General features: G+C 60.2%; 21 protein-coding genes and 1 pseudogene. 11 read left to right on the top strand and 11 right to left on the bottom strand.

Annotation, left to right across the window (positions count from 1 at the left end; genetic code table 11):
- Nucleotides 1–88 precede the first annotated feature (88 nt).
- The 7 genes from J3P92_RS18195 to gcl form a co-directional block, all read right to left on the bottom strand.
- Nucleotides 89–913, bottom strand: a complete 825-nt coding sequence (locus J3P92_RS18195; protein WP_420766952.1) for an ion transporter — start codon at nucleotides 911–913, stop codon at nucleotides 89–91.
- A 21-nt stretch (nucleotides 914–934) separates the two neighbouring features.
- Entirely contained in the window at nucleotides 935–1,837 is a 903-nt protein-coding gene (locus J3P92_RS18190; protein WP_434648608.1) for an urea transporter, read from the bottom strand.
- Nucleotides 1,838–1,961: 124 nt separating this feature from the next.
- Complete coding sequence (gene pyk / locus J3P92_RS18185) at nucleotides 1,962–3,377, bottom strand: pyruvate kinase (RefSeq protein WP_434648607.1); 1,416 nt, start codon at nucleotides 3,375–3,377, stop codon at nucleotides 1,962–1,964.
- Nucleotides 3,367–4,647 carry a glycerate kinase type-2 family protein gene (locus J3P92_RS18180; RefSeq protein WP_434648605.1) on the bottom strand — a complete coding sequence of 427 codons (1,281 nt, stop codon included), beginning with the start codon at nucleotides 4,645–4,647 and terminating at the stop codon, nucleotides 3,367–3,369. The genes pyk and J3P92_RS18180 overlap by 11 nt, the downstream gene beginning before the upstream one ends.
- Nucleotides 4,648–4,796: 149 nt before the next feature.
- Nucleotides 4,797–5,687: a 2-hydroxy-3-oxopropionate reductase gene (locus J3P92_RS18175; protein ID WP_420766948.1), complete on the bottom strand. Its 891-nt coding sequence runs from the start codon at nucleotides 5,685–5,687 to the stop codon at nucleotides 4,797–4,799.
- 161 nt (nucleotides 5,688–5,848) lie between these two features.
- Nucleotides 5,849–6,631 carry a hydroxypyruvate isomerase gene (gene hyi / locus J3P92_RS18170; protein ID WP_434648603.1) on the bottom strand — a complete coding sequence of 261 codons (783 nt, stop codon included), beginning with the start codon at nucleotides 6,629–6,631 and terminating at the stop codon, nucleotides 5,849–5,851.
- A gap of 75 nt (nucleotides 6,632–6,706) precedes the next feature.
- On the bottom strand, nucleotides 6,707–8,482 hold the full coding sequence (gene gcl / locus J3P92_RS18165) for a glyoxylate carboligase (protein ID WP_434560083.1): 1,776 nt from the start codon (nucleotides 8,480–8,482) through the stop codon (nucleotides 6,707–6,709).
- A gap of 267 nt (nucleotides 8,483–8,749) precedes the next feature.
- Here gcl and J3P92_RS18160 point away from each other — a divergent pair, with 267 nt between their 5' ends.
- Together J3P92_RS18160 and J3P92_RS18155 are read left to right on the top strand one after the other, a co-directional pair.
- Nucleotides 8,750–9,190 carry a GlcG/HbpS family heme-binding protein gene (locus J3P92_RS18160; RefSeq protein ID WP_420766945.1) on the top strand — a complete coding sequence of 147 codons (441 nt, stop codon included), beginning with the start codon at nucleotides 8,750–8,752 and terminating at the stop codon, nucleotides 9,188–9,190.
- Between the two features lie 198 nt (nucleotides 9,191–9,388).
- Nucleotides 9,389–9,848: pseudogene (locus tag J3P92_RS18155) on the top strand (REP-associated tyrosine transposase).
- Between the two features lie 129 nt (nucleotides 9,849–9,977).
- Here J3P92_RS18155 and J3P92_RS18150 read toward each other — a convergent pair.
- A complete protein-coding gene (locus tag J3P92_RS18150; RefSeq protein ID WP_434648601.1) occupies nucleotides 9,978–10,583 on the bottom strand; it encodes a TetR/AcrR family transcriptional regulator in 606 nt (201 codons plus the stop codon).
- Nucleotides 10,584–10,714: 131 nt separating this feature from the next.
- On the opposite strand from J3P92_RS18150, the gene J3P92_RS18145 reads away from it, so the two are divergent.
- Nucleotides 10,715–11,629: a DUF808 domain-containing protein gene (locus tag J3P92_RS18145; RefSeq protein WP_434648599.1), complete on the top strand. Its 915-nt coding sequence runs from the start codon at nucleotides 10,715–10,717 to the stop codon at nucleotides 11,627–11,629.
- Between the two features lie 132 nt (nucleotides 11,630–11,761).
- On the opposite strand, the gene J3P92_RS18140 is transcribed toward J3P92_RS18145, so the two are convergent.
- Both J3P92_RS18140 and J3P92_RS18135 read right to left on the bottom strand, forming a co-directional pair.
- Nucleotides 11,762–12,550, bottom strand: coding sequence for an MlaA family lipoprotein (locus J3P92_RS18140; protein WP_434648597.1), 789 nt, complete (start codon nucleotides 12,548–12,550; stop codon nucleotides 11,762–11,764).
- The gene (locus tag J3P92_RS18135; protein WP_420766940.1) at nucleotides 12,543–13,841 is read right to left on the bottom strand and encodes a serine/threonine protein kinase; all 1,299 of its coding nucleotides are present in this window, start codon (nucleotides 13,839–13,841) and stop codon (nucleotides 12,543–12,545) included. The genes J3P92_RS18140 and J3P92_RS18135 overlap by 8 nt, the downstream gene beginning before the upstream one ends.
- A gap of 427 nt (nucleotides 13,842–14,268) precedes the next feature.
- Here J3P92_RS18135 and J3P92_RS18130 point away from each other — a divergent pair, with 427 nt between their 5' ends.
- The 3 genes from J3P92_RS18130 to J3P92_RS18120 all read left to right on the top strand — a co-directional run bounded on the left by J3P92_RS18130 (nucleotide 14,269) and on the right by J3P92_RS18120 (nucleotide 17,406).
- A complete protein-coding gene (locus J3P92_RS18130) occupies nucleotides 14,269–15,123 on the top strand; it encodes a glycine betaine ABC transporter substrate-binding protein (RefSeq protein ID WP_420766939.1) in 855 nt (284 codons plus the stop codon).
- Nucleotides 15,124–15,439: 316 nt separating this feature from the next.
- Entirely contained in the window at nucleotides 15,440–15,751 is a 312-nt protein-coding gene (locus J3P92_RS18125) for a DUF485 domain-containing protein (RefSeq protein WP_420766938.1), read from the top strand.
- Nucleotides 15,748–17,406 (top strand): cation acetate symporter, encoded by a 1,659-nt coding sequence (locus tag J3P92_RS18120; RefSeq protein ID WP_434648595.1) that lies wholly within the window; start codon nucleotides 15,748–15,750, stop codon nucleotides 17,404–17,406. The genes J3P92_RS18125 and J3P92_RS18120 overlap by 4 nt, the downstream gene beginning before the upstream one ends.
- Nucleotides 17,407–17,683: 277 nt before the next feature.
- Here J3P92_RS18120 and gltA read toward each other — a convergent pair whose 3' ends face one another.
- A complete protein-coding gene (gene gltA, locus J3P92_RS18115; protein ID WP_003172803.1) occupies nucleotides 17,684–18,973 on the bottom strand; it encodes a citrate synthase in 1,290 nt (429 codons plus the stop codon).
- A gap of 365 nt (nucleotides 18,974–19,338) precedes the next feature.
- On the opposite strand from gltA, the gene sdhC reads away from it, so the two are divergent.
- From sdhC to J3P92_RS18090, 5 genes are all read left to right on the top strand, one after another.
- Nucleotides 19,339–19,713, top strand: coding sequence for a succinate dehydrogenase, cytochrome b556 subunit (gene sdhC, locus J3P92_RS18110; protein WP_024780620.1), 375 nt, complete (start codon nucleotides 19,339–19,341; stop codon nucleotides 19,711–19,713).
- Complete coding sequence (sdhD, locus tag J3P92_RS18105; protein ID WP_003179222.1) at nucleotides 19,707–20,075, top strand: succinate dehydrogenase, hydrophobic membrane anchor protein; 369 nt, start codon at nucleotides 19,707–19,709, stop codon at nucleotides 20,073–20,075. Before sdhC ends, sdhD begins: the two co-directional genes overlap by 7 nt.
- Before the next feature lie 3 nt (nucleotides 20,076–20,078).
- Complete coding sequence (sdhA, locus tag J3P92_RS18100) at nucleotides 20,079–21,851, top strand: succinate dehydrogenase flavoprotein subunit (protein WP_039594132.1); 1,773 nt, start codon at nucleotides 20,079–20,081, stop codon at nucleotides 21,849–21,851.
- An 11-nt stretch (nucleotides 21,852–21,862) separates the two neighbouring features.
- Entirely contained in the window at nucleotides 21,863–22,567 is a 705-nt protein-coding gene (locus J3P92_RS18095; protein ID WP_039594133.1) for a succinate dehydrogenase iron-sulfur subunit, read from the top strand.
- Between the two features lie 262 nt (nucleotides 22,568–22,829).
- Entirely contained in the window at nucleotides 22,830–25,661 is a 2,832-nt protein-coding gene (locus J3P92_RS18090) for a 2-oxoglutarate dehydrogenase E1 component (protein ID WP_420766934.1), read from the top strand.
- Nucleotides 25,662–25,675 lie beyond the last annotated feature (14 nt).

Here is a 25,675-nt window from a genome sequence, read left to right as displayed (position 1 = left end):
CGAATTCCTTTTTATAGGGGGAGGCGGGCGAGTAGCCAGCACACTAATGGCAAGTCTATAGGCCTTCAAGAATTTAAAAGTGCTTTGCTTATTCCGTTTTCTTGAAAAGTGCATTACCGCAACGAGAGCAGAAAGCTGCGCCATGTTCATGGTTGTTTTTGCTGCACACCGGGCAATCGTGCTTGAGCTGGTCGCCCCGCATGGCCGTGGCGAGTTCAGCCGTGAAAATACCCGTGGGCACGGCGATGATCGAGTAACCGGTGATCATCACCAGTGACGACACCACTTGGCCCAGGGGGGTCTTGGGCACGATGTCGCCAAATCCTACGGTGGTCAATGTCACGATAGCCCAATAGATGCCCTTGGGAATGCTGGTGAAACCGTGCTCGGGGCCCTCGATGACGTACATCAGCGTGCCGAATACGGTCACTAGGGTCGAGACGCTGACGAGGAACACGATGATCTTCTGCTTGCTGCCCCGTAGCGCCGCCATCAGGTAGTTGGCTTGCTTGAGGTACGGGCTGAGCTTGAGCACCCGGAAGATCCGCAGCATGCGGATGATCCGCACGATCAACAGGTATTGGGCATCGCTGTAGTACAGCGCCAGGATCCCCGGCACGATTGCCAGCAGGTCCACCAATCCATAGAAACTGAACGCATAGCGCAGCGGTTTCGGCGAGCAGTACAGGCGCAGGACGTACTCGACGAGAAAGATGAAGGTAAAGCCCCATTCGATGTAGGCCAGCAGGGCCGCGTAGTTCTTGTGCACGCTGTCGATGCTGTCGAGCATCACGATCACCAGGCTGGCAAGGATGATCAGCAGCAGCGTACTGTCGAAGCGCCGGCCGGCCACGGTGTCGGTCTGGAAAATGATCACATAGAGGCGTTCACGCCAGTTGTTGCTGCTGTCCATAACCTTCGCCTGAATCGATGATCAGCGAAGCCTAGGGCGATTGCCCCGCAGAGCGCAAGGCTCGTTATCAAGGATGGTCTGGTGCCAGAGCCGCTCTGTTGAGTGAACCAGCCAGCAGGCGAGGATGAATGGCGCTGTCAGTGGGGCCAGGCCCAGGGCGGCGAAGCCCGGCGTGAGAAAGACCGCCAATAAAATGCCCGTCAGCGGCTTCCATGGTCCACGGGCCCGTTGACCCAGGGCCACGGCCACCAGCGCCGGGTTATAGCCGCCCAATCCGGACAGGGCGAGGCTACTGTCGTGTTGTAGCCAGGCGAACCCAAGGCCGACGACGGAGCCGAACAGTGCCCAGCCAGCGGCGCGGCGATTGGCGATCAACAGGCCGATCGCGACCAGCGCTCCGGCCAACGGGTGGTCGAGAAACATGACCTGGCCCAGCCCGATCAAAGGGGCCGTCAACAGATCGGGTAACGTCATGTCCAGCACCGCGGGTGAGGGCGATGGCGGGGGGAAACCCAGCAACAACCAGCCCATCACCACGAAGGGCGCGGTGTAGGCGGGCAAGCAGCGAGGGCCGGTGGTTCGCTTGAGCCATTGTTGGGTCAGCATCGCACCGAGGCCGCCACCGGCGATGATCAACGGTGGCAGCAACACCGACCACGGCAGGGCCAGGCTCAACAGCAATCCCAGCAGGATGCCGTTGTAGCTGAAGAGGCCAGCTTGTCGATCTTCCTTGGTATAGCCGCGTCGTTGCGCCGTCAGCAATCCAGCCACGCCGCCCAGCAGCGCACCGCCGAGCAAGGTGGGTGCGGTGAGCAGGATGGCCAACAGGCACAGCAAGCCGCACAGCGGATGGCGCTGGAGGAAAATCTGGCTGAAGCCGTTGAGCAGGGCGGTGGCCCAGTCGGGGCAGTGGGGGTTGGGCATGATAGGTGATGTCAGATGGACCGAGTCGCCTTCATCGCGAGCAAGCTCGCTCCCACAGGGGGTTTGTGATCGCCGCAAATCCAGTGTGGGAGCGAGCTTGCTCGCGATAGGGCCAGTTCAGACGCTAGAGCAGCGTCTCAATGCGCAACGAGTTGGTCGACCCCGGCTGCCCGAACGGCACGCCCGCCGTGATCAGCAAGGTGTCGCCACGCTGGGCCATGCCTTGGGCCTGGGCGATTTCCAGCGCCGTGGAACACACTTCATCCACCTGCCGCAGCCGATCGTTGACCACCGAATGCACGCCCCAGGCCAAGGTCAGGCGGCGAGCGGCCTGCAGGTTCGGCGTGAGGTTGAGGATCGGCACTGTCGGCCGTTCCCGTGCGGCCCGCAGGCTGGAGCTGCCCGACTCGCTGTAATTCACCAACACCGCCACCGGCAGGACGTTGCTGACCCGGCGAATCGCGCAACTGATGGCGTCCGACACAGTCGCCTCGGCTTTCGGCCGGCTGACGTCCAGTTGCGCCTGGTAGTCGGGGCCGTTTTCCACCTGGCGGATGATCTTGCTCATCATCTTCACGGCTTCGAGGGGGTAATCGCCAGAGGCGGTTTCCGCCGACAGCATCACCGCATCGGCACCTTCGGCCACGGCGTTGGCAACGTCGGTGACTTCGGCGCGGGTCGGCGCCGGGGAGAACCGCATCGACTCCAGCATCTGCGTGGCCACCACCACCGGTTTGCCCAGGGCACGGCAGACGCCGATGATGTTTTTCTGGATCTGCGGCACGCTCTCGGCCGGCACCTCGACGCCGAGATCACCACGGGCCACCATGATCGCGTCGCTCAGTTCGGCAATCTCTTGCAATTGGGTGACAGCCGAGGGTTTCTCGATCTTGGCCATCAGGAACGCCTTGTCGCCAATCAGCGCGCGGGCTTCGCGGATGTCCTCGGGGCGCTGCACGAACGACAGCGCCACCCAGTCCACGCCCAGCTCCAGGCCGAAGCTCAAGTCGCGGCGGTCCTTGGCGGTCAGCGGGCTCAGGTCAAGCACCGCCTGGGGCACGTTCACGCCCTTGCGGTCCGAGAGTTCGCCGCCGTTGAGCACCTCGGTGTCGATGGCGTCGGCATGCTGGGTGGTTACCCGCAGGCGCAGCTTGCCGTCGTCCAGCAACAAGTCCATGCCAGGCTTCAACGCCGCGATAATCTCTGGGTGGGGCAGGTTCACCCGGCGTTGATCGCCCGGCGTCGGGTCCAGGTCCAGTCGAAGGGCCTGGCCCCGTTGCAGCAGCACCTTGCCTTCGGCGAATTTGCCGACCCGCAGTTTCGGGCCCTGCAAGTCCATCAGGATGCCCAGCGGATAATTGAGCTGCTGCTCGACTTCGCGAATCCACTCATAGCGCTGGGCGTGGTCGGCGTGATCACCGTGGCTGAAGTTCAGGCGAAAGATGTTCACACCGGCCTGCACCAGTTCGCGGATGTCATCGATGCCACGGGTGGCAGGGCCGAGGGTCGCGAGGATCTTGACCTTTTTATCAGGCGTCATTTTTTGGGGTCTCGAGGATCAGGATGGCGCGAAAGTCGTTCACGTTGGTGCGGGTCGGTTCGGTGACGATCAGCGCGTCCAACGCGGCGAAGTAGCCGTAGCCGTTATTGTTGTCCAACTCGTCGCTGGCGTTGAGGCCCAGCTCGGCGGCGCGGCGATAACTGTCAGGCGTCATGAGGGCGCCGGCATTGTCCTCGGAGCCGTCGATGCCATCGGTGTCGCCGGCCAGCGCATAGATGCCGGGATGGCCCTTGAGGCTGTCGGTCAGGCTCAGCAGGAATTCGGCGTTGCGCCCGCCACGGCCGTTGCCGCGCACGGTGACGGTGGTTTCGCCGCCGGAAAGGATCACGCACGGCGCCGCCAACGGTTGGCCGTGCAGGGCGATTTGCCGGGCGATGCCGGCATGGACCTTTGCCACCTCCCGGGATTCGCCTTCCAGGTCACCGAGGATCAATGGGCTGAAACCAGCCTGGCGCGCCTTCACGGCTGCGGCTTCCAAGGATTGCTGGGGGCGAGCGATCAGTTGGAAATGACTGCGTGCCAGGCTTGGGTCTCCGGGTTTGACGGTTTCCGATTCCGGGTTTTGCAGCCAGGTGCGTACCGAGGCCGGTACTTCAATGTTGTAGCGCTTGAGAATCGCCAGGGCATCGGCCGAGGTGCTGGGGTCGGCCACGGTGGGGCCGGACGCGATGACCGTGGCGAGATCGCCGGGCACATCGGAAATCGCATAGGTGTACACCGTCGCCGGCCAGCAGGCCTTGCCCAGGCGTCCGCCTTTGATGGCCGAGAGGTGTTTGCGCACGCAATTCATCTCACCGATGGTGGCGCCGGATTTGAGCAAGGCTTTGTTGATCGATTGTTTGTCGGCCAGGGTGATGCCGGCCGCTGGCAAGGCCAGCAACGCCGAGCCCCCGCCGGACAGCAGGAAAATCACCCGGTCGTCTTCATTGAGGTTGCTGACGAGTTCGAGCACCCGTCCGGCCACTTCCAGGCCCGCGGCGTCCGGCACCGGGTGAGCGGCTTCGACCACTTCGATTTTCTGGCAGGGCGCGCCATGGCCGTAGCGGGTCACCACCAGGCCACTGACCTCGCCTTGCCAGCAACGCTCGACCACTTGCGCCATGGCCGCCGCCGCCTTACCGGCCCCGATGACGATCACTCGGCCGCTGCGGTCGCTGGGCAGGTATTGTTCGAGGACTTGCTGCGGATGAGCCGCGTCGATGGCTGTGGCAAACAGCTCGCGCAGCAGTTGTTGCGGATCGACCGACATGGCGGGCTCCCGAGATTCTTGTTATTTGAGGGCAACGCAGACTCCTGTGGGAGCGAGCTTGCTCGCGATGGCTATTTCAGAACCAACAATGATGCTGACTGAACGACCGCTATCGCGAGCAAGCTCGCTCCCACAGGGTTGTTTGAGTGTCAGTTGTCGCGAATCGAGAAATTCGCCATATGCTCCAGCCCTTTGATCAACGCCGAGTGGTCCCAGTTGCTGCCGCCGATGGCCGCGCAGGTGCTGAACACTTGCTGGGCGTTGGCGGTGTTGGGCAGGTTGATGTTCAGTTCCTTGGCGCCTTGCAGGGCCAGGTTCAGGTCCTTCTGGTGCAGGCTGATGCGGAAGCCCGGGTCGAAAGTGCCCTTGATCATGCGCTCGCCATGGACTTCGAGGATCTTCGACGAAGCGAAACCACCCATCAGCGCTTCACGGACCTTGGCGGGGTCGGCACCGTTTTTCGAGGCGAACAACAGGGCTTCGGCCACGGCCTGGATGTTCAGGGCAACGATGATCTGATTCGCCACTTTGGCGGTCTGGCCGTCGCCGTTGCCACCGACCAAAGTGATGTTCTTGCCCATGGCCTGGAACAGCGGCAAGGCTCGTTCGAAGGCAGCGTTGTCGCCACCGACCATGATGCTGAGGGTCGCGGCCTTGGCGCCGACTTCGCCGCCAGACACCGGGGCGTCAAGGTACTGCGCGCCCCTTTCATTGATTTTCGCCGCGAAGGTCTTGGTGGCGGTCGGCGAGATCGAGCTCATGTCGATCACTACCTTGCCCGCACCCACGCCGGCCGCGACGCCATCGGCGCGAAACAGCACGTCCTCGACCTGTGGCGTGTCCGGGACCATGACGATGATGAATTCGGCTTCCTGGGCGACTTCCCGAGGATTGGCCAATGCCACCGCGCCACCGGCCACGAGATCGGCCGGGGCGGCGTCGTGGTGCTGGGTCAGGAACAGGCTGTGACCGGCTTTTTGCAGGTTGAGAGCCATTGGGTGGCCCATGATGCCGGTGCCGATGAATCCGATTTTAGCCATGAGAAAAATCCTCTCTTATTAAAGTGCCCACGGACTCTGTGGCGAGGGAGCTTGCTCCCGCTGGGCCGCGAAGCGGCCCCAGAAATCCATCGGTGAAAAAACATGCGTCTGCTTCGCAGCCGAGCGGGAGCAAGCTCCCTCGCCACACGAGCTCTCGCCAGTCAGATTGCGTTATGGGTTTTCAGCCAGCCCAGTCCCGCTTCGGTAGTGGACAGCGGCTTGTATTCGCAGCCGATCCAACCCTGGTAGCCGATGCGATCCAGGTGTTCGAACAGGAAGCGGTAGTTGATCTCGCCGGTGCCCGGCTCGTTGCGGCCCGGGTTGTCCGCCAATTGCACATGGTTGATCTCGCCCAGGTGCGCCGACAGCGTCCTGGCCAGGTCGCCTTCCATGATTTGCATGTGGTAGATGTCGTACTGCAGGAACAGATTGGCGCTGCCCACCTGCTCGCGGATCGACAGGGCCTGGGCCGTGTTGTTCAGGTAGAAGCCCGGGATGTCGCGGGTATTGATGGCTTCCATGACCAACTTAATGCCTTCGCCTTGCAGCTTTTCGGCGGCGTATTTGAGATTGGCGACGAAGGTTTTTTCCGCCAGTGCCTCGTCGCACTTCTGTGGACGAATCCCGGCCAGGCAATTGACCTGGGTATTGCCCAACACTTCTGCGTAGGCGATTGCCAGGTCGACCCCGGCGCGGAACTCTTCGACTCGGTCCGGCAGGCAAGCAATGCCGCGCTCACCGTCGGCCCAATTGCCAGCCGGCAGGTTGAACAGCACCTGGGTCAGGCCGTTGGCGTCGAGCAGGGCCTTGAGTTCGGCAGAGCTGTAATCGTAGGGGAACAGGTATTCGACTCCACTGAAACCGGCCTTGGCGGCCGCTTCGAAACGGGCGAGAAAATCCTGTTCGGTGAACAGCATGGACAGGTTGGCGGCGAAACGCGGCATGGTTGTCTCCTGTGGATAGTTGGCAGGCCCCCTTGTGGGAGCGAGCTTACTCGCTCCCACAAGGGGGCCACTCGGTCAGTCGAGCAATGAGATGGCCGTAGGTGCATCGTTGCCTACCAGCGCCAGGTCTTCAAATTCATTGACGGCGTTGATCTCGGTGCCCATGGAAATGTTGGTCACGCGTTCCAGAATGATCTCGACGATCACCGGCACCTTGAATTCCTCAATCATTTCCTGAGCCTTGCGCAGTGCCGGCTGGATGCCAGACGGTTCGAACACTCGCAGAGCCTTGCAGCCCAGGCCTTCAGCGACGGCGATGTGGTCAACGCCATAGCCGTTGAGTTCCGGGGCATTGAGGTTGTCGAACGACAGCTGCACGCAGTAGTCCATGTCGAAACCGCGCTGGGCCTGGCGGATCAAGCCCAGGTAGGAATTGTTCACCACGACGTGGATGTACGGCAGCTTGAACTGCGCGCCCACCGCCAATTCTTCGATCATGAACTGGAAATCATAGTCGCCCGACAGCGCTACGACTTTGCGGTTCGGATCGGCCTTGACCACTCCCAGGGCGGCTGGGATGGTCCAGCCCAAGGGACCGGCCTGGCCGCAGTTGATCCAATGGCGTGGCTTGTAGACGTGAAGAAACTGCGCCCCGGCGATCTGCGACAGGCCGATGGTGCTGACGTAGCAGGTGTCCTTGCCGAATACCTGGTTCATTTCCTCGTAGACACGCTGCGGCTTGACCGGCACGTTGTCGAAGTGGGTCTTGCGTTGCAGGCTGGCCTTGCGTTGCTGGCAGTCCTGCAGCCAGGCGGTGCGGTTCTTCAGCTTGCCGGCCGCTTGCCATTCACGGGCCACCTCGATAAACACGGTCAGGGCCGAAGCGGCGTCGGAGACGATGCCCAGGTCGGGGGTGAATACACGGCCGATCTGGGTGGGTTCGATGTCGACGTGAATGAACGTGCGGCCTTCGGTGTAGACATCCACCGAACCGGTGTGACGGTTGGCCCAGCGGTTGCCGACGCCCAGCACGACGTCAGATTTGAGCAACGTAGCGTTGCCATAGCGATGCGAGGTCTGCAGGCCGACCATGCCGACCATCAACGGGTGATCGTCGGGGATGGTGCCCCAGCCCATCAACGTAGGAATGACCGGGATGCCGGTCAGCTCGGCGAATTCCACCAGGAGGTCGCTGGCATCGGCGTTGATGATGCCGCCACCGGCCACCAGCAAGGGGCGCTCGGCCTGATTGAGCATTGCCAGGGCTTTCTCGATCTGCACGCGGTTGGCCGCGGGTTTGGCCAGGGGCAGCGGCTGGTAGGCGTCGATGTCGAATTCGATCTCGGCCATCTGTACGTCGAACGGCAGGTCGATCAGCACCGGGCCGGGACGGCCGGAGCGCATTTCATAAAAAGCCTTCTGGAAGGCATACGGCACCTGGCCGGGTTCCAGAACAGTGGTGGCCCACTTGGTCACTGGCTTGACGATGCTGGTGATATCCACAGCCTGGAAGTCTTCCTTGTGCATCCGGGCGCGGGGCGCTTGTCCGGTGATGCACAGGATCGGAATCGAGTCGGCCGACGCGCTGTAGAGGCCGGTCACCATGTCCGTACCAGCCGGGCCCGAGGTGCCGATGCACACGCCGATGTTGCCGGCCTTGGTCCGGGTGTAGCCCTCGGCCATGTGCGAGGCACCTTCAACGTGGCGAGCAAGGACGTGATCGATGCCACCCACCTTCTGCAGGGCGGAGTACAGCGGGTTGATCGCAGCACCCGGGATGCCGAAGGCGGTGTCCACGCCTTCACGGCGCATCACCAGAACGGCGGCTTCGATTGCTCTCATTTTGCTCATTATTTTGTGCCTCTTACGTTTTGTAATTGTATACAAGTGGCTGTGCTAAGAGTTTATTCACGGCGGATGGCGCAGGTCAATCCCTTTCCTCAAGCAGCTGTTTCATTCGTCGGCCGAGCTGGTTTATAACGGCTATTCGATGAATAAGGTGGGTTTGCGAAAATTATTGTATACAAAAACATAACGTGTTGTGTTCTATTTGTGGGGTTCGGTTTTGCTGCAAAGTGAAGCCCGAGGCTTTCCCATGACAAAAGAAGGACAGCACCCATGAGCGCTCTGACTTTGAAAATCGCCCTCGACCTGGCTGGGCAAGCCCTTGCCATCGGTCGTGAAATAAGCGCCGCACCCCTGACCGTCGCGGTCCTGGACAGCGGCGGGCACCTGGTTGCCTTGCAACGCGAAGACGGCGCCAGCCTGCTTCGCCCGCAGATCGCCATCGGCAAGGCCTGGGGGGCCATCGCCCTGGGCAAAGGCTCGCGGCTTCTCGCCCAGGACGCCCAGCAACGCCCAGCGTTCTTTGCCGCTTTGAATGGCTTGGGCCAAAGCAACATCGTGCCGGCCCCGGGCGGGGTGTTGATCAGGGATCAGGCCGGGAAGGTGCTGGGGGCGATGGGAATCAGCGGGGATGTTTCGGATGTGGACGAGCAGGTGGCGGTGAAGGCGGTGGAGGCTTCGGCGTTGAAAGCGGATGCCGGGATGGTTGCTTGATGATGGGGTGAATGGACTGGCGCCATCGCGAGCAGGGTTGATGTTGGGACACGCGATGTCTGAACACCGCAAACCCCGTGTGTGGGAGCGAGCTTGCTCGCGATGGCGATCCTGCAGACACATCCAGCTAAAAGTTTGCCCGGCATTCAACGTACGCTGGCCTACCCTTTAGTGACTTGATCATTGGAGAGGCAAGGAATGCCTGGTTTACCTGCTTCACATCGCTTGCGCACCGGTCGCTACGGTGAGTTGAATCGAATCTATTTACTGACTACTAACACCGCTGAACGAAAGCCTGTTTTCCAAAATTTTGCCTTAGGCCGACTGGTCGTTAAACAGTTTCGGTGCGCTCAGGATAAAAAATGGGCGAAGACATTGGCTTGGGGTCGTCATGCCTGATCATTTCCATTGGCTGGTTCAATTGCAGCAAAGCTCGTTGCAGCAATTGATGCAAAAAACCAAGTCCTTGAGTGCTCAGGCAGTGAACAGGGCCACAGAGTCCAGGGGCAGCCTTTGGCAGCCGGGCTACCATGATCGGGCACTGCGGCGGGAGGAAGAGTTGATAATTATGGCCCGTTATGTGGTCGCAAATCCGCTGCGGGCAGGGCTGGTGAAAAGGCTTGGTGACTATCCGCTCTGGGATGCCATTTGGCTTTGACTGGAAATCGAGTTGCGTTCATCGCGAGCAAGCTCGCTCCCACAGGGCTTGATGTTGGTCACACAAAGTCTGAATACCGAAAATCCCGTGTGGGAGCGAGCTTGCTCGCGATGAGGGCAGCTCGGTCTATCAGTTCAGCTCACACCCCTTCAAAACCAACCGGATAATCGTCTGCGCCGCCGCTTCGTAATCCGCTTCATCCAGCTTGGCCTTGCCGGTCACGGCGCTGATCTGCCAGTCGAAATCGGCGTAGGTCTGGGTGGCGGCCCAGATGCTGAACATCAGGTGGTTGGGGTCGAGGGGGGCGATCTGGCCGCGGTCGATCCAGGTCTGGATGCAGTCGATGTTGTGCCGGGCCTGGGCGTTGAGCTGTTCCACCAGGTCCGCGCTCAGGTGCGGGGCGCCGTGCATGATTTCGCTGGCGAAGACTTTCGAGGCGAAGGGCAGGTCGCGTGAGATACGGATCTTGGAGCGGATGTAGTGGCTCAGCACTTCGCCCGGCTCGCCATCGGCGTTGAACGGTGTCGAGGCTTGGAGGATGGGTTCGATGATGCTTTCCAGGACCTCGCGATAGAGGTTTTCCTTGGACTTGAAATAGTAGTAGACGTTGGGTTTGGGCAGGCCCGCCTTGGCCGCGATGTCGCTGGTTTTGGTCGCGGCGAAGCCCTTGTCGGCAAATTCTTCGCTGGCGGCACGCAGGATCAGTTCTTTGTTGCGCTCGCGGATAGTGCTCATAAACCCTGGGTTTCCTTGCCGGTTCTGGCGGTTGCGCATGGTAGCACCGGCCTCGCGCGACGCTCAAGAATGCCCCTAGGATGCGTGGCTCGCGCTATGCTTCGCAGCATTATTTGTTCAAGGAGCCCCCCATGGCTGGAAGCAGTTTGCTGGTTTTGATCGACGACATCGCTACCGTGCTCGACGATGTGGCATTGATGACCAAGATGGCCGCCAAGAAAACCGCCGGCGTGCTGGGCGATGACCTGGCGCTCAATGCCCAGCAGGTGTCAGGCGTGCGTGCCGAGCGGGAGCTGCCAGTGGTCTGGGCGGTGGCGAAGGGATCCTTTATCAACAAGCTGATCCTGGTGCCGTCGGCGCTGGCCATCAGTGCATTCGTCCCTTGGCTGGTGACGCCGTTGTTGATGGTCGGCGGCGCCTACCTGTGTTTCGAAGGGTTCGAAAAACTCGCCCACAAATTCCTTCACAGCAAGTCCGAGGACCAGGCCGAGCACGCGCAACTGGTCGAGGCGGTGGCGGATCCAGCGGTCGATCTGGTCGCCTTCGAAAAGGACAAGATCAAGGGCGCGGTGCGTACCGACTTCATCCTCTCGGCGGAGATCATCGCCATTACTCTCGGCACTGTTGCCAATGCGCCGTTGACCCAGCAGGTGATCGTGCTGTCGGGCATCGCCATTGTCATGACCGTCGGCGTCTACGGCCTGGTGGCGGGAATCGTCAAGCTCGATGACCTGGGCTTGTGGCTGACCCAGAAGCCAGGGCAGGCCGCCAAGAGCATTGGCGGGGCGATCCTGCGCGCAGCGCCTTACATGATGAAAAGCCTGTCGGTGATCGGCACGGCAGCGATGTTCCTGGTGGGCGGCGGCATCCTCACCCATGGCGTGCCGGCGGTGCATCACTGGATCGAAGGCGTTGCCGCGAGTGCCGGTGGCGCCGGGTTCATCGTGCCAATGCTGCTCAATGCGGTGGCGGGAATTGTCGCGGGGGCGATGGTGTTGGCGGGTGTGCTCGTCGTGGGCAAAATCTGGAAAGCGCTGAAAGGCTGAGTCTGCCAACGCATTACAACTGTGGGAGCGAGCTTGCTCGCGATGACGGTCTGACATCCAACATTAATGTTGCCTGACAGACTGCTATCGCGAGCAAGCTCGCTCCCACAGTGGTTTTGCGGTCTCCGAACGTTACTCGGCGATCTGCAACTTCCGCGACTCGGTATACACGTACCGCACCTTTTCATACTCGAACGGCGAATTCAGCTGGCCGTAGCGGAAGCTCGTCTGGTAGCGCCTGTCCACGCCGCGCAGCAACAACAGTTCCGGGTGGTTGGAGCTGACCTCCGGGACGTTGAGGAAGTTGATCGCCGATTCCGCCGTGTAGTCCACCAACAAGCCCGACGTGTCGCGCAGGTTCGAAGGGCCGAAGATCGGCAGGACGAAATACGCGCCGCCCGGTACGCCGTAGAAGCCAAGGGTCTGGCCGAAGTCTTCGCTCTGGCGCGGCAGGCCCATGGCGGTGGCCGGGTCCCACAGGCCGGCGATGCCGACGGTGGTGTTGAGTAGCAGCCGCGCCGTGGTTTCCATCGAACGCTTGCCCTTGAATTGCAGCAGGCTGTTCATCAGGTTCGGCACGTCCCCCAGGTTATTGAAGAAATTGCTGACCCCGGTGCGCACAAAGCTTGGGGTGATGTAGCGATAGCCGTCGACCACGGGCAGGAACACCCACTGGTCGAAGCGGTAATTGAAGTGGTAGACGCGTCGGTTCCAGGATTCCAATGGGTCGTAGACGTTCAGCGCGTTGAGCGTCGAGCGTTCGAATTCCCGTTGGTCCAGGCCCGGGTTGAACTTGAGTTTGGTCAGCGGCTCCTTGAAGCCGTCCGAGTCCACCACCACAGGCGCGTCGGCCTTGCTGTTATCGGCGTGGACCATGCCCGCGCTCATTAACGCGGCGATCAGCAGGAGGTATTTAGCCACGGAAGAACTCCAGCATGGCGTCGCTGTTGACGCGATAGTTAAGGTTGCCGCAATGGCCGCCCAGCGGGTAGACCGTCAGGCGATCACCAAAGGTCTTGCGCAGGAAGCCCAGGTCACCCGGGCCGAGGATCACATCGTCGGCGTTGTGCATGACCGCGATCTTCGGGCTGGCCTGCAAGTAATCCTTCAGTGCATAGAGACTGACCTGGTCAACCAGTTGCAGCAGGCTGCCGCCGTCAGTGCGTGCTCGCCACATCGGGATCACCTGCTCGGTGAGATAACAATCGAAGTCGCATTGCAGCGCGCGCTTGAGGAATGGCGTCAGGCTGGTGCTCTCGGTGATCGGAAACTTGGGCGGGGTGATGAGGCCGCGACGATTGATCAAATCCGAAGTGAAGGCGATGTCGGCCGCCGAGAAACGGAACGACGTGCCGATCAGCATCGCCATCTGCTCGTTGCTCAAGTGCTGCTTGGACTGCTGAAAATCGTAGAGCAGCGCATCGTTGAGGTCGATGTAGCCTTTTTGCTGGAAGTAGCGGGTCAGCTTGTTCAGGACCAGTTCATAGAACGTGGTGGTGCTGTTGATGCCCTTGACCTCGGTCTGGACCAGCTTGTCCAGGTTGGTGATCGAGGTATAGAGGTTCACCGGTGGGTTGAGCAGCAGCACTTTCTTGAAGTTGAAGCTGCGTCGGGTTTCGTCCAGGTGCGCGACGAACGCTGCGTCCAGTGCGCCGAGGCTGTAGCCGGTCAGGTAGTACTCGGTCACGGGCACTTTTGGATTTTGCGCGCGCACGGCCTGCATCACTCGATACATGTCTTCGGCATCTTCCTTGGTGATGCCCGGTGTGGCGAAGCGCGAAGCGGCGCTCATGAAGTCGAAGCTGGTGGGCGAAGACAGCTGCACCACGTGGTAACCGGCCTTGTAATAGAGGCGCTTGAGGTATTCGTTGAGCGTGCTGTCATACCGCGCGCCGGTGCCGGCGATCAGGAAGATCAGCGGCGCCGGTTTGTCCTGGGTGGCCATGCGGTAGGTGAGGCTTTTCACCGGCCAGAAATTGTCCGGCAGGATGAACTCCCGTTCGGGGCGCAGGGTGACGTTGTAGTCCGCCTGGTCGATGTCTTCGTTCAGCGGCAGTTCCGGTCTAAGGTCTGGCGGCGTTGTCGCGATCGTCGCCTCGAACGGGTTGGTCAGGGGGTAGCCATAGCTGGCGGCGTCGACATCCACCGCCAGCGCGGACGCACTCAGGATAAGGCCGCCGAGGAGGGCAGCGAAGCGCAAGGAACGGAGCATGACTGGATCCCTTAGAGGAAGGTGCCGAATGAGGTTCGCAGCCTATGACCATCGAAGTGAAGCCAAGTGCCATGACGGCTGCAAAACAAGCGCGTGCGAGGCGCGACAGTAGCGGGACAATACACGTTGGAGCGTGGAGGCGGCTAGTGGAGCCGCCAGCTTCCTGGTACTGGCATGCAAGGTTTGGGCGAAAATGACCCTGCTAAACCGGTTAGATGGGTTGCTGGCTTTCTGATGTCGTTTCTCGCTGCTTCGGCGTCGCAGACAGAGCAGGTTCCAGATCGGCGCAGGTTGATGATCAGTCGGTCAGTACTCCACTGGCGTTCGGAGCGGTTTGCAGGCGAGCGTGATGGGGGCGCTGGGCACCATAACAATACGTTGAAGCCGCTCGGCATCCGCCGGGCGCAGCACTTTCGGGGAAGTAACGATGAAGATGCGACGACTCTTGGGCGCAGGTGCCGCACTGGTACTGGCGATCAGCTCCACCTTGGCCAGCGCCGAAACCAAAACCCTGAGCATTGGCTACGTTGACGGTTGGTCCGACAGCGTTGCGACCACTCACGTGGCCGCCGAAGTGATCAAGCAAAAACTTGGCTACGATGTGAAGTTGCAGGCTGTCGCGACCGGGATCATGTGGCAGGGCGTTGCCACCGGCAAGCTCGATGCGATGCTGTCGGCCTGGCTGCCCGTGACCCATGGCGATTACTGGACGAAGAACAAAGACCAGGTCGTCGACTACGGTCCCAACTTCAAGGACGCGAAGATCGGCCTGATCGTACCGGAGTATGTCAAGGCCAAGTCGCTCGAAGACCTGAAGACCGATGACTCCTTCAAGAAGCGCATCGTTGGCATCGACGCCGGTTCAGGCGTAATGCTCAAGACCGACCAGGCCATCAAGGACTACGACCTGACCGGCTATCAACTCAAGGCCAGTTCCGGCGCCGGCATGATCGCCGAGCTGACCCGTGCCGAGAAAAAGAACGAGTCCATCGCCGTCACCGGTTGGGTGCCGCACTGGATGTTCGCCAAGTGGAAACTGCGCTTCCTGGACGACCCGAAAGGCGTCTACGGCGCGGCTGAAACCGTGAACAGCATCGGCAGCAAGGAATTGGGCACCAAGGCGCCAGAAGTGGCCGAATTCCTGAAGAAGTTCCAGTGGGCCTCGAAAGACGAAATCGGCGAAGTCATGCTGGCAATCCAGGAAGGCGCCAAGCCGGACGCCGCCGCCAAGGATTGGGTCGCCAAGCACCCGGACCGCGTGAAGGAGTGGACCGGCAAGTAATCGGCCTGGTTTGACTGTTCCAAAAGCCGCATGACGTTGTGTCATGCGGCTTTTTTGTGCCCGCGATTCCTGGATTCTCCTCAAAACACTGTGGGAGCGAGCTTGCTCGCGATGACGACGCAACATTCAACAGAGATGCAAGCAGACACACCGCTATCGCGAGCAAGCTCACTCCCACAGGAGGGTGAGTATGGAAATGTGCGGAAAACTGGCGCAACCGTCATGTCGTTCTAATACTAAGGTCGTCTGGAATCTGGCCTTCAGCCGCATAGAGTAGAGCGGTACCAAATAAATCTGTGCTGCGAGGATAAAAACAATGAACGACAGCATTTACCTCTCGATTCAAAACAGCCCGCGCTTCAAGGAGCTGGTGAAAAAGCGAGAGAAGTTCGCCTGGATTCTCTCGGCGATCATGCTAGGGCTGTATTCCGGCTTCATTCTTCTGATCGCCTATGGGCCGCATATTCTCGGGGCCAAGATGTCGCCCGAGTCGACCATCACCTGGGGTATCCCTATCGGGATTGGCTTGATTCTGTCGGCCTTCGTTCTGACCGGCATCTACGTGCGACGCGCCAACGGCGAATTCGACGACCTGAACAATGCGATTCTCAAGGAGGCTCAGCAATGATCCGGCGTCTACTGGCTCTTTTCAGCATTGCAGCATTTGCACCGGGTGCCTGGGCGGCTGACGCCCTGACCGGCGCCGTGCAGAGACAACCCCTCAACGTCCCGGCTATCTTGATGTTCGTGGCCTTCGTGGGCGCGACCCTGTACATCACCTACTGGGCTTCCAAGAAAAACAACTCGGCGGCCGACTACTATGCGGCCGGCGGCAAGATCACCGGCTTTCAGAACGGCCTGGCGATTGCGGGCGACTACATGTCGGCGGCGTCCTTCCTTGGGATTTCCGCGCTGGTATTCACCTCCGGCTACGATGGCCTGATCTACTCCATCGGCTTCCTGGTGGGCTGGCCAATCATCCTGTTCCTGATCGCCGAGCGCCTGCGTAACCTGGGTAAATACACCTTTGCCGACGTGGCGTCCTATCGCCTCGGGCAAACCCAGATCCGCACCTTGTCCGCCAGCGGCTCGCTGGTGGTGGTGGCGTTCTACCTGATCGCGCAAATGGTCGGTGCCGGCAAGCTGATCCAGCTGCTGTTCGGCCTGGACTACCACGTTGCGGTGATCCTGGTCGGCATCCTGATGTGCCTCTATGTACTGTTCGGCGGCATGCTGGCGACGACCTGGGTGCAGATCATCAAGGCGGTGCTGTTGCTGTCGGGTGCGTCGTTCATGGCCCTGATGGTGATGAAGCACGTCAACTTCGATTTCAACATGCTCTTCGCCGAAGCGGTCAAGGTTCACCCTAAAGGCGAGGCGATCATGAGCCCCGGCGGCTTGGTGAAGGATCCGATCTCGGCCTTCTCCCTTGGCCTGGCGCTGATGTTCGGTACCGCTGGCCTGCCACACATCCTGATGCGCTTCTTCACCGTGAGCGACGCCAAGGAAGCTCGCAAGAGCGTGCTGTATGCCACTGGCTTCATCGGCTACTTCTACATCCTGACCTTCATCATCGGCTTCGGCGCGATCCTGCTGGTCAGCACCAACCCGGCCTTCAAGGACGCGGCGGGTGCCTTGCTGGGCGGCAACAACATGGCGGCGGTGCACCTGTCCAACGCGGTTGGCGGCAGCATCTTCCTGGGCTTCATCTCGGCGGTGGCGTTCGCGACCATCCTGGCGGTGGTAGCGGGCCTGACCCTGGCCGGTGCTTCGGCGGTGTCCCATGACCTGTATGCCAGCGTGATCAAGAAGGGCAAGGCCAACGAGAAGGACGAGATTCGCGTCTCGAAGATCACCACCATTGCCCTGGCAGTGCTGGCGATCGGCCTGGGCATCCTGTTCGAGAAGCAAAACATCGCGTTCATGGTGGGCCTGGCGTTCTCCATCGCGGCAAGCTGCAACTTCCCGGTGCTGCTGCTTTCGATGTACTGGAAGAAGCTGACCACCCGTGGCGCCATGGTCGGTGGCTGGCTGGGCCTGATCAGTGCCGTGGGCCTGATGGTGCTCGGCCCGACCATCTGGGTACAGATCATGGGTCACGAGAAGGCGATCTTCCCGTACGAATACCCTGCGCTGTTCTCGATGATCATCGCGTTCGTTGGCATCTGGTTCTTCTCCGTGACCGACAAGTCGGCCGAAGGCGTCAACGAGCGGGCGCTGTTCTTTCCGCAGTTCGTGCGTTCGCAGACTGGCCTGGGGGCGAGTGGGGCGGTGAACCACTGATGCAGAGGTAAGTGCTTGAAGAAATACCCCGGTCGAGAGGCTGGGGTATTTTTTTGTGTAAGGTTTATGGAAGGCAGGCCTGCCCCCATCGCGAGCAAGCTCGCTCCCACACTGGAGCACGTTCATCCTATGAGAGCGAGCTTGCTCGCGATGGCGCCGGGTCTGCCAATGCAGTTACCGGATCAGATTAAAAGAGGCATAAACAAAACAGCCCCCGCTCTTATATAAGAAGCGGGGGCTGTTTCAGTGCAGCTTGGGACCTATCGCAAGGCAGGTCTTACTTGCGGTCTTCCAGCTTGGTGATGTCACGCGACTCGTAGCCGGTGTACAGCTGGCGTGGGCGGCCGATCTTGTACGGGCTGGAGAGCATTTCCTTCCAGTGAGAGATCCAGCCCACGGTCCGCGCCAGGGCGAAGATCACGGTGAACATGCTGGTTGGAATGCCGATAGCCTTGAGGATGATCCCCGAGTAGAAGTCGACGTTCGGGTACAGCGAGCGCTCGATGAAGTACGGGTCGGTCAGGGCGATCTCTTCCAGGCGCATGGCCAGTTCGAGTTGCGGATCGTTCTTGATCCCCAGTTCCTTGAGCACTTCGTCGCAGGTCTGCTTCATGACGGTGGCGCGTGGGTCGCGGTTCTTGTAGACCCGGTGACCGAAGCCCATCAGCTTGAACGGGTCGTTCTTGTCCTTGGCCTTGGCGATGAACTTGTCGATGTTGGAGACATCGCCGATTTCATCGAGCATGGTCAGTACCGCTTCGTTGGCACCGCCGTGGGCAGGGCCCCAGAGCGCGGCGATACCGGCGGCGATACAGGCGAACGGGTTGGCACCCGACGAACCGGCCAGGCGCACGGTGGACGTGGAGGCGTTCTGCTCGTGGTCGGCGTGGAGGATGAAGATCCGGTCCATGGCCTTGGCGAGCACCGGGCTGATCGGTTTGATCTCGCACGGGGTGTTGAACATCATATGCAGGAAGTTCTCTGCATAGGTCAGGTCGTTGCGCGGGTACATCATGGGCTGGCCCATGGAGTACTTGTAGACCATGGCTGCCAGGGTCGGCATCTTCGCCACCAGGCGGATCGCGGAGATTTCGCGATGCTGGGGGTTATTGATGTCCAGGGAGTCGTGGTAGAAGGCCGAGAGGGCACCGACAACGCCGCACATGACGGCCATCGGGTGGGCATCGCGACGGAAGCCGTTGAAGAAGGTCTTCAACTGTTCATGAACCATGGTGTGGTTCTTCACGGTGCTGACGAACTGGGCCTTTTGCTCTGCGGTCGGCAATTCGCCGTTGAGCAGCAGGTAGCAGGTTTCCAGGTAGTCCGATTTTTCAGCCAGTTGCTCGATCGGGTAGCCGCGGTGCAGCAGGATGCCGTTGTCGCCGTCGATATAGGTGATTTTCGATTCGCACGAGGCGGTCGACATGAAACCTGGGTCAAAGGTGAAACGGCCCGTGGCCGTCAGGCCCCGTACGTCGATTACATCGGGACCAACGGTGCCGGTTAAAATGGGCAGCTCGACGGGGGCTGCGCCCTCGATGATCAACTGCGCTTTTTTGTCAGCCATGTGGCCTCCTATTAATGCTTGGAATCATCAGACAGACCCCCCACGCAGGGCCCGCACCACTATAGTGAGATAAATCCGAATGTCAATTTGCCTAAAGTCTTGCTCCAGAAGGCTTTAACCGGACTTTTTCCGCGAAATTGCCTGCCGTTTACGCCTTTTGCCTCATATGTGCAATGCGCTATTAGGGGAAGGTGAACGCGTTGTCATTAGTAGCCTAACTGTCTATACTCGGCCACCGACCGCCAGGGGCTTTTGGGCCTGCTTTCTTGGGGGTCGTCACTCCCTGGGTGGTGAGTACCTGACCAGTGCGCGCCCCAACAACTTTGCCCTGATTGTTAGGGGCTCTTCAGTGTGAAAAAAAAGCCGTGAAAAGCCAACGACCTGTAAACCTAGACCTAAGGACCATCAAACTCCCAGTCACTGCTTACACGTCCATTCTTCACCGTATTTCCGGTGTCATCCTCTTCGTCAGCCTGGCCATCATGCTTTATGCATTGGACAAGTCGCTCGATTCGGAAGAAGGCTTCGGTCAGGTGAAAGCGTGTCTGACCAGTCCGCTAGCCAAGCTAGTGATTTGGGGCATCCTGTCCGCCTTGCTGTATCACTTGGTCGCCGGTGTGCGCCACTTGATCATGGACATGGGCATCGGTGAGACGCTGGAAGGCGGCAAGCTGGGCTCGAAAATCGTTATCGCCGTTTCGGTGGTGGTAATCGTTCTGGCAGGAGTCTGGATATGGTAACCAACGTCACGAACCTCTCGCGTTCTGGCCTGTATGACTGGATGGCGCAGCGTGTGTCTGCGGTCGTTCTCGCGGCTTATTTCATCTTTCTGATTGGATATGTAGTCGCCAACCCCGGCCTGGGCTACGCCCAATGGCATGAACTGTTTGCAAACAACTGGATGCGTATCTTCAGTCTGCTGGCACTTGTCGCACTGGGCGCCCACGCCTGGGTCGGCATGTGGACCATCGCGACCGACTACCTGACGCAGATGGCGTTCGGCAAGTCGGCGACTGCCGTACGTTTCCTCTTCCAGGCAGTATGCGGCGTTGCGATGTTCGCTTACTTCGTCTGGGGTGTGCAGATTCTCTGGGGTATCTGATTCATGGCTAACATTCCAACGATTTCTTTCGACGCCATCATCATTGGTGGTGGCGGTGCCGGCATGCGCGCTGCGCTGCAACTGGCACAGGGCGGTCACAAGACTGCCGTGATCACCAAGGTTTTCCCGACCCGTTCGCATACCGTGTCCGCCCAGGGTGGCATCACCTGCGCCATCGCTTCGGCCGACCCGAACGATGACTGGCGCTGGCACATGTACGATACCGTCAAGGGTTCCGACTACATCGGTGACCAGGACGCTATCGAATATATGTGTCAAGAAGGCCCGGCCGCTGTGTTCGAGCTGGACCACATGGGCCTGCCGTTCTCGCGTACCGAAACCGGCCGCATCTACCAGCGTCCGTTCGGTGGCCAGTCCAAGGACTACGGCAAGGGCGGCCAGGCTGCGCGTACTTGCGCGGCGTCCGACCGTACCGGTCACGCTCTGCTGCACACCCTTTATCAGGGCAACCTGAAAGCCGGCACCACGTTCCTGAACGAGTACTACGCCGTTGACCTGGTGAAAAACCAGGACGGCGCGTTCGTCGGTGTGATCGCGATCTGCATCGAAACCGGCGAAACCACTTACATCCGCTCGAAAGCCACCGTATTGGCGACCGGCGGTGCAGGCCGTATCTACGCCTCCACCACCAACGCTCTGATCAACACCGGTGACGGCGTTGGCATGGCCCTGCGTGCTGGCGTGCCGGTGCAAGACATCGAAATGTGGCAGTTCCACCCGACCGGCATCGCCGGCGCTGGTGTACTGGTCACCGAAGGCTGCCGTGGTGAAGGCGGTTACCTGATCAACAAGCACGGCGAGCGTTTCATGGAGCGTTATGCTCCGAACGCCAAGGACCTTGCTGGTCGCGACGTCGTGGCTCGTTCGATGGTTAAAGAGATCATCGCCGGCAACGGCTGTGGCCCGAATGGCGACCACGTGATGCTCAAGCTCGACCACCTTGGCGAGGAAGTGCTGCACAGCCGCCTGCCGGGTATCTGCGAGCTGTCGAAGACCTTCGCTCACGTCGACCCAGTCGTTGCGCCGGTTCCGGTGGTTCCAACGTGCCACTATATGATGGGCGGCGTTGCCACCAACATTCATGGCCAGGCAATCACTCAGAACGCCGAAGGCGTGGACGAAATCATCCCTGGCTTGTTCGCCGTGGGTGAAGTGGCTTGCGTATCGGTACACGGTGCCAACCGCCTGGGCGGCAACTCGCTGCTCGACCTGGTGGTGTTCGGCCGCGCTGCCGGCCTGCACCTGGAAAAAGCGCTGACCGACGGTATCGAATACCGCGACGCCAGCGACACCGACATCGACGTGGCCCTCAAGCGTCTGGCCGGCCTCAACGAGCGCACCGAAGGCGAAGACGTCGCCACCCTGCGCCGCGAGCTGCAAAGCTGCATGCAGAACTACTTCGGTGTGTTCCGTACCGGCGAGTACATGCAGAAGGGTATTGCCCAGCTCGCACAATTGCGTGAACGAATCGCCAACGTGAAGATCAACGATAAGTCGCAGGCGTTCAACACTGCGCGTATCGAAGCGCTGGAGCTGCAGAACCTGCTGGAAGTGGCCGAAGCCACCGCCATCGCCGCAGAAGTGCGCAAAGAGTCCCGTGGTGCCCACGCCCGCGAAGACTTCGAAGACCGTGACGACGAAAACTGGCTGTGCCACACCTTGTACTTCCCAGGTGAAAAACGCGTCGCCAAGCGTGCCGTGAACTTCTCGCCGAAGACTGTTCCGACTTTCGAACCAAAAGTCCGGACTTATTAAGGGTGACCGCTATGTTGCAAGTCAGTGTTTATCGCTACAACCCTGATCAGGACGCCGCGCCGTTCATGCAGGACTTCCAGGTCGATACCGGTGGTAAAGACCTGATGGTGCTGGACGTGCTGGCCTTGATCAAAGAGCAGGACGAAGGTTTTTCCTATCGTCGCTCGTGCCGCGAGGGCGTTTGTGGCTCCGATGGCATGAACATCAACGGCAAGAACGGCTTGGCCTGCATCACGCCGCTGTCGGCCGTGGTCAAGGGCAACAAGCTGATCGTTCGTCCGCTGCCAGGTTTGCCGGTCATCCGTGACCTGGTCGTCGATATGAGCATCTTCTACAAGCAATACGAGAAGGTGAAGCCATTCCTGCAGAACGACACGCCGGCTCCGGCCATCGAGCGTCTGCAGTCCCCTGAAGAGCGTGAAAAGCTCGACGGTCTGTACGAGTGCATCCTGTGCGCTTGCTGCTCGACCTCGTGCCCATCCTTCTGGTGGAACCCGGACAAATTCCTGGGCCCGGCCGCCTTGCTGCAAGCGTACCGCTTCCTGGCAGACAGCCGTGACACCAAGACGTCCGAGCGTCTGGCCGCACTGGATGACCCGTTCAGCGTATTCCGCTGCCGCGGGATCATGAACTGCGTCAACGTCTGCCCGAAAGGCCTGAACCCGACTAAGGCCATCGGTCACGTACGTAACATGCTGCTGCAAAACGGCGTGTGATTCAGCTGCTGTACCCGTAGAACCGCTGTACCCGTAGAGGCGAGGGCGTGGGCTTCAACCCACGTCCTGGCTATAACCAGAACAGCCGCTCACAAAGCGGTCGTTCTTATTTTGAAGAAATGAGACAAGCAGGGGCATCCGGGCTGGTACCCGGACTATCAGCGTGATCCTAAGTGGCTTGTTTTAGTCGCTGCACTCGGACTTCTGCAAGTTTGCTCGGTGTTTTCGCCGGTGGTGTTCCCCTAATCGAGGGTGACCAAGCATGCAAGAAAGCGTGATGCAGCGCATGTGGAACAGTGCCCACCTCTCCGGTGGTAACGCTGCCTATGTGGAAGAGCTCTACGAGCTCTACCTGCACGACCCTAACGCTGTGCCAGAAGAATGGCGCACCTACTTTCAGAAGTTGCCGGCTGACGGTAACTCTGCCACCGATGTTTCGCACTCGACGATTCGCGATCATTTCGTGCTGCTGGCAAAGAACCAGCGCCGCGCTCAACCGGTTTCTGCCGGCAGCGTGAGCTCCGAGCATGAGAAGAAGCAAGTTGAAGTGCTGCGACTGATCCAGGCCTACCGGATGCGTGGCCACCAGGCAGCCCAGCTGGACCCGCTGGGGCTGTGGCAGCGTCCTGCTCCTGCAGACCTGTCGATCACTCATTACGGCTTGACCAATGCCGATCTTGATACGACCTTCCGTGCCGGCGACCTGTTCATCGGCAAAGAGGAAGCGAGCCTACGCGAAATTCACGAAGCGTTGCAGCAGACATATTGCCGCACCATCGGCGCTGAATTCACGCACATCACCGATTCCGAGCAGCGCCAGTGGTTCCAGCAGCGTCTGGAAAGCGTTCGTGGCCGTCCGACGTACTCCGCCGACATCAAGAGCCACTTGCTCGAGCGCGTCACCGCCGGTGAAGGCTTGGAAAAATACCTGGGCACCAAATACCCAGGCACCAAGCGTTTCGGCCTGGAAGGCGGCGAAAGCCTGATTCCGATGCTGGACGAGCTGATCCAGCGCTCCGGTTCCTACGGCACCAAGGAAGTCGTCATCGGCATGGCCCACCGTGGCCGCCTGAACGTACTGGTCAACACCTTCGGCAAGAACCCACGCGAGCTGTTCGACGAGTTCGAAGGCAAGAAGAAGGTCGAGCTGGGTTCCGGTGACGTGAAGTATCACCAGGGCTTCTCGTCCAACGTGATGACCACAGGTGGCGAAGTCCACTTGGCCATGGCGTTCAACCCGTCCCACCTGGAAATCGTTTCCCCGGTGGTCGAGGGTTCCGTCCGTGCGCGTCAGGATCGTCGCAACGATCCGACCGGTGAGAAGGTATTGCCGATTTCTATCCACGGTGACGCGGCATTCGCCGGTCAAGGCGTGGTCATGGAAACCTTCCAGATGTCCCAGACCCGCGGTTTCAAGACCGGTGGTACGGTTCACATCGTCATCAACAACCAGGTCGGTTTCACCATCAGCAACCCGCTGGACTCGCGTTCCACCGAGTACGCAACCGACGTCGCGAAAATGATCCAGGCGCCGATTCTCCATGTGAATGGCGATGACCCGGAAGCCGTGCTGTTCGTGACCCAGCTGGCCATCGACTACCGCATGCAGTACAAGCGCGACGTGGTGATCGACCTGGTCTGCTACCGTCGTCGCGGCCACAACGAGGCCGACGAGCCAAGCGGCACCCAGCCGCTGATGTACCAGCAGATCGCCAAGCAGCGCACCACTCGTGAGCTGTACGCCGAGCGCCTGACCCAGAGCGGTGTTCTGGATGCCGAGCGCGTCCAGGAAAAAGTCGATGAATATCGCAACGCCCTGGATAACGGCCTGCACGTTGTGAAGAGCCTGGTCAAGGAACCGAACAAGGAACTGTTCGTGGACTGGCGTCCTTACCTGGGCCACGCCTGGACCGCTCGTCACGACACGCGCTTCGATCTCAAGACCTTGCAGGAACTGTCCGCCAAGCTGCTGGAAATCCCGGAAGGCTTTGTGGTCCAGCGTCAGGTCGCGAAGATCTACGAAGACCGGCAGAAGATGCAAGCCGGCGGCCTGCCGATCAACTGGGGTTACGCCGAAACCATGGCGTACGCGACCCTGGCGTTCGAAGGTCACCCGATTCGCATCACCGGCCAGGACGTAGGCCGCGGCACTTTCTCGCACCGTCACGCGGCGCTGCACAACCAGAAAGACGCCAGCACCTACATCCCGCTGCAACACCTGTACAAGGGCCAGCCACGTTTCGACCTGTACGATTCGCTGCTGTCCGAAGAAGCCGTCCTGGCGTTCGAATATGGCTATTCCACCACCGAGCCGAATGCGCTGGTGATCTGGGAAGCCCAGTTCGGCGACTTCGCCAACGGTGCCCAGGTGGTTGTCGACCAGTTCATCACCAGCGGCGAGCACAAGTGGGGTCGTCTCTGCGGCCTGACCATGCTGTTGCCACACGGTTATGAAGGGCAGGGGCCGGAGCACTCTTCGGCGCGTCTGGAGCGTTACCTGCAACTGTGCGCCGAGCACAACGTCCAGGTTTGCGTACCAACGACCCCGGCGCAGATCTACCACCTGCTGCGTCGTCAGGTCATCCGTCCGCTGCGCAAGCCGCTGATCGTGCTGACACCGAAGTCGTTGCTGCGTCACAAACTGGCGATTTCCACGCTCGAAGACCTGGCCGAAGGCTCGTTCCAGACCGTCATTTCGGAAATCGATACCCTGGACGCAGCGAAGGTGACTCGCCTGATCCTGTGCAGCGGCAAGGTCTACTACGACCTGCTGGAAAAACGTCGTGCCGAAGGCCGCGAAGACATCGCCATCGTGCGTATCGAGCAGCTTTACCCGTTCCCGGAAGAGGACCTGATGGAGGCCATCGCGCCTTACACCAACCTCACCCATGTGGTGTGGTGTCAGGAAGAACCGATGAACCAAGGCGCGTGGTACAGCAGCCAGCATCACCTGCGTCGCAGCATCGGCAACCATAACAAGGCCCTGGGCCTTGAATATGCCGGCCGTGATGCGTCTGCGGCACCTGCTTGTGGTTATGCATCGATGCACGCCGAGCAGCAGGAAAAACTGCTGCAAGATGCCTTTACCGTTTAATGCCTTCGCGCACC

It is taken from the genome of Pseudomonas sp. D3-27 (assembly GCF_051132165.1).
In the GTDB taxonomy this organism is placed as follows: domain Bacteria; phylum Pseudomonadota; class Gammaproteobacteria; order Pseudomonadales; family Pseudomonadaceae; genus Aquipseudomonas.
This window is presented reverse-complemented; position numbering and strand designations above follow the sequence as displayed.

What these genes read in the sequence shown, in the direction of transcription:
- J3P92_RS18195 (WP_420766952.1), bottom strand. Translation starts at nt 913, where the DNA reads ATGGACAGCAGCAACAACTGGCGTGAACGCCTCTATGTGATCATTTTC.
- J3P92_RS18190 (WP_434648608.1), bottom strand. Translation starts at nt 1,837, where the DNA reads ATGCCCAACCCCCACTGCCCCGACTGGGCCACCGCCCTGCTCAACGGC.
- pyk (WP_434648607.1), bottom strand. Translation starts at nt 3,377, where the DNA reads ATGACGCCTGATAAAAAGGTCAAGATCCTCGCGACCCTCGGCCCTGCC.
- J3P92_RS18180 (WP_434648605.1), bottom strand. Translation starts at nt 4,647, where the DNA reads ATGTCGGTCGATCCGCAACAACTGCTGCGCGAGCTGTTTGCCACAGCC.
- J3P92_RS18175 (WP_420766948.1), bottom strand. Translation starts at nt 5,687, where the DNA reads ATGGCTAAAATCGGATTCATCGGCACCGGCATCATGGGCCACCCAATG.
- hyi (WP_434648603.1), bottom strand. Translation starts at nt 6,631, where the DNA reads ATGCCGCGTTTCGCCGCCAACCTGTCCATGCTGTTCACCGAACAGGAT.
- gcl (WP_434560083.1), bottom strand. Translation starts at nt 8,482, where the DNA reads ATGAGCAAAATGAGAGCAATCGAAGCCGCCGTTCTGGTGATGCGCCGT.
- J3P92_RS18160 (WP_420766945.1), top strand. Translation starts at nt 8,750, where the DNA reads ATGAGCGCTCTGACTTTGAAAATCGCCCTCGACCTGGCTGGGCAAGCC.
- J3P92_RS18150 (WP_434648601.1), bottom strand. Translation starts at nt 10,583, where the DNA reads ATGAGCACTATCCGCGAGCGCAACAAAGAACTGATCCTGCGTGCCGCC.
- J3P92_RS18145 (WP_434648599.1), top strand. Translation starts at nt 10,715, where the DNA reads ATGGCTGGAAGCAGTTTGCTGGTTTTGATCGACGACATCGCTACCGTG.
- J3P92_RS18135 (WP_420766940.1), bottom strand. Translation starts at nt 13,841, where the DNA reads ATGCTCCGTTCCTTGCGCTTCGCTGCCCTCCTCGGCGGCCTTATCCTG.
- J3P92_RS18130 (WP_420766939.1), top strand. Translation starts at nt 14,269, where the DNA reads ATGAAGATGCGACGACTCTTGGGCGCAGGTGCCGCACTGGTACTGGCG.
- J3P92_RS18125 (WP_420766938.1), top strand. Translation starts at nt 15,440, where the DNA reads ATGAACGACAGCATTTACCTCTCGATTCAAAACAGCCCGCGCTTCAAG.
- J3P92_RS18120 (WP_434648595.1), top strand. Translation starts at nt 15,748, where the DNA reads ATGATCCGGCGTCTACTGGCTCTTTTCAGCATTGCAGCATTTGCACCG.
- gltA (WP_003172803.1), bottom strand. Translation starts at nt 18,973, where the DNA reads ATGGCTGACAAAAAAGCGCAGTTGATCATCGAGGGCGCAGCCCCCGTC.
- sdhD (WP_003179222.1), top strand. Translation starts at nt 19,707, where the DNA reads ATGGTAACCAACGTCACGAACCTCTCGCGTTCTGGCCTGTATGACTGG.
- sdhA (WP_039594132.1), top strand. Translation starts at nt 20,079, where the DNA reads ATGGCTAACATTCCAACGATTTCTTTCGACGCCATCATCATTGGTGGT.
- J3P92_RS18095 (WP_039594133.1), top strand. Translation starts at nt 21,863, where the DNA reads ATGTTGCAAGTCAGTGTTTATCGCTACAACCCTGATCAGGACGCCGCG.
- J3P92_RS18090 (WP_420766934.1), top strand. Translation starts at nt 22,830, where the DNA reads ATGCAAGAAAGCGTGATGCAGCGCATGTGGAACAGTGCCCACCTCTCC.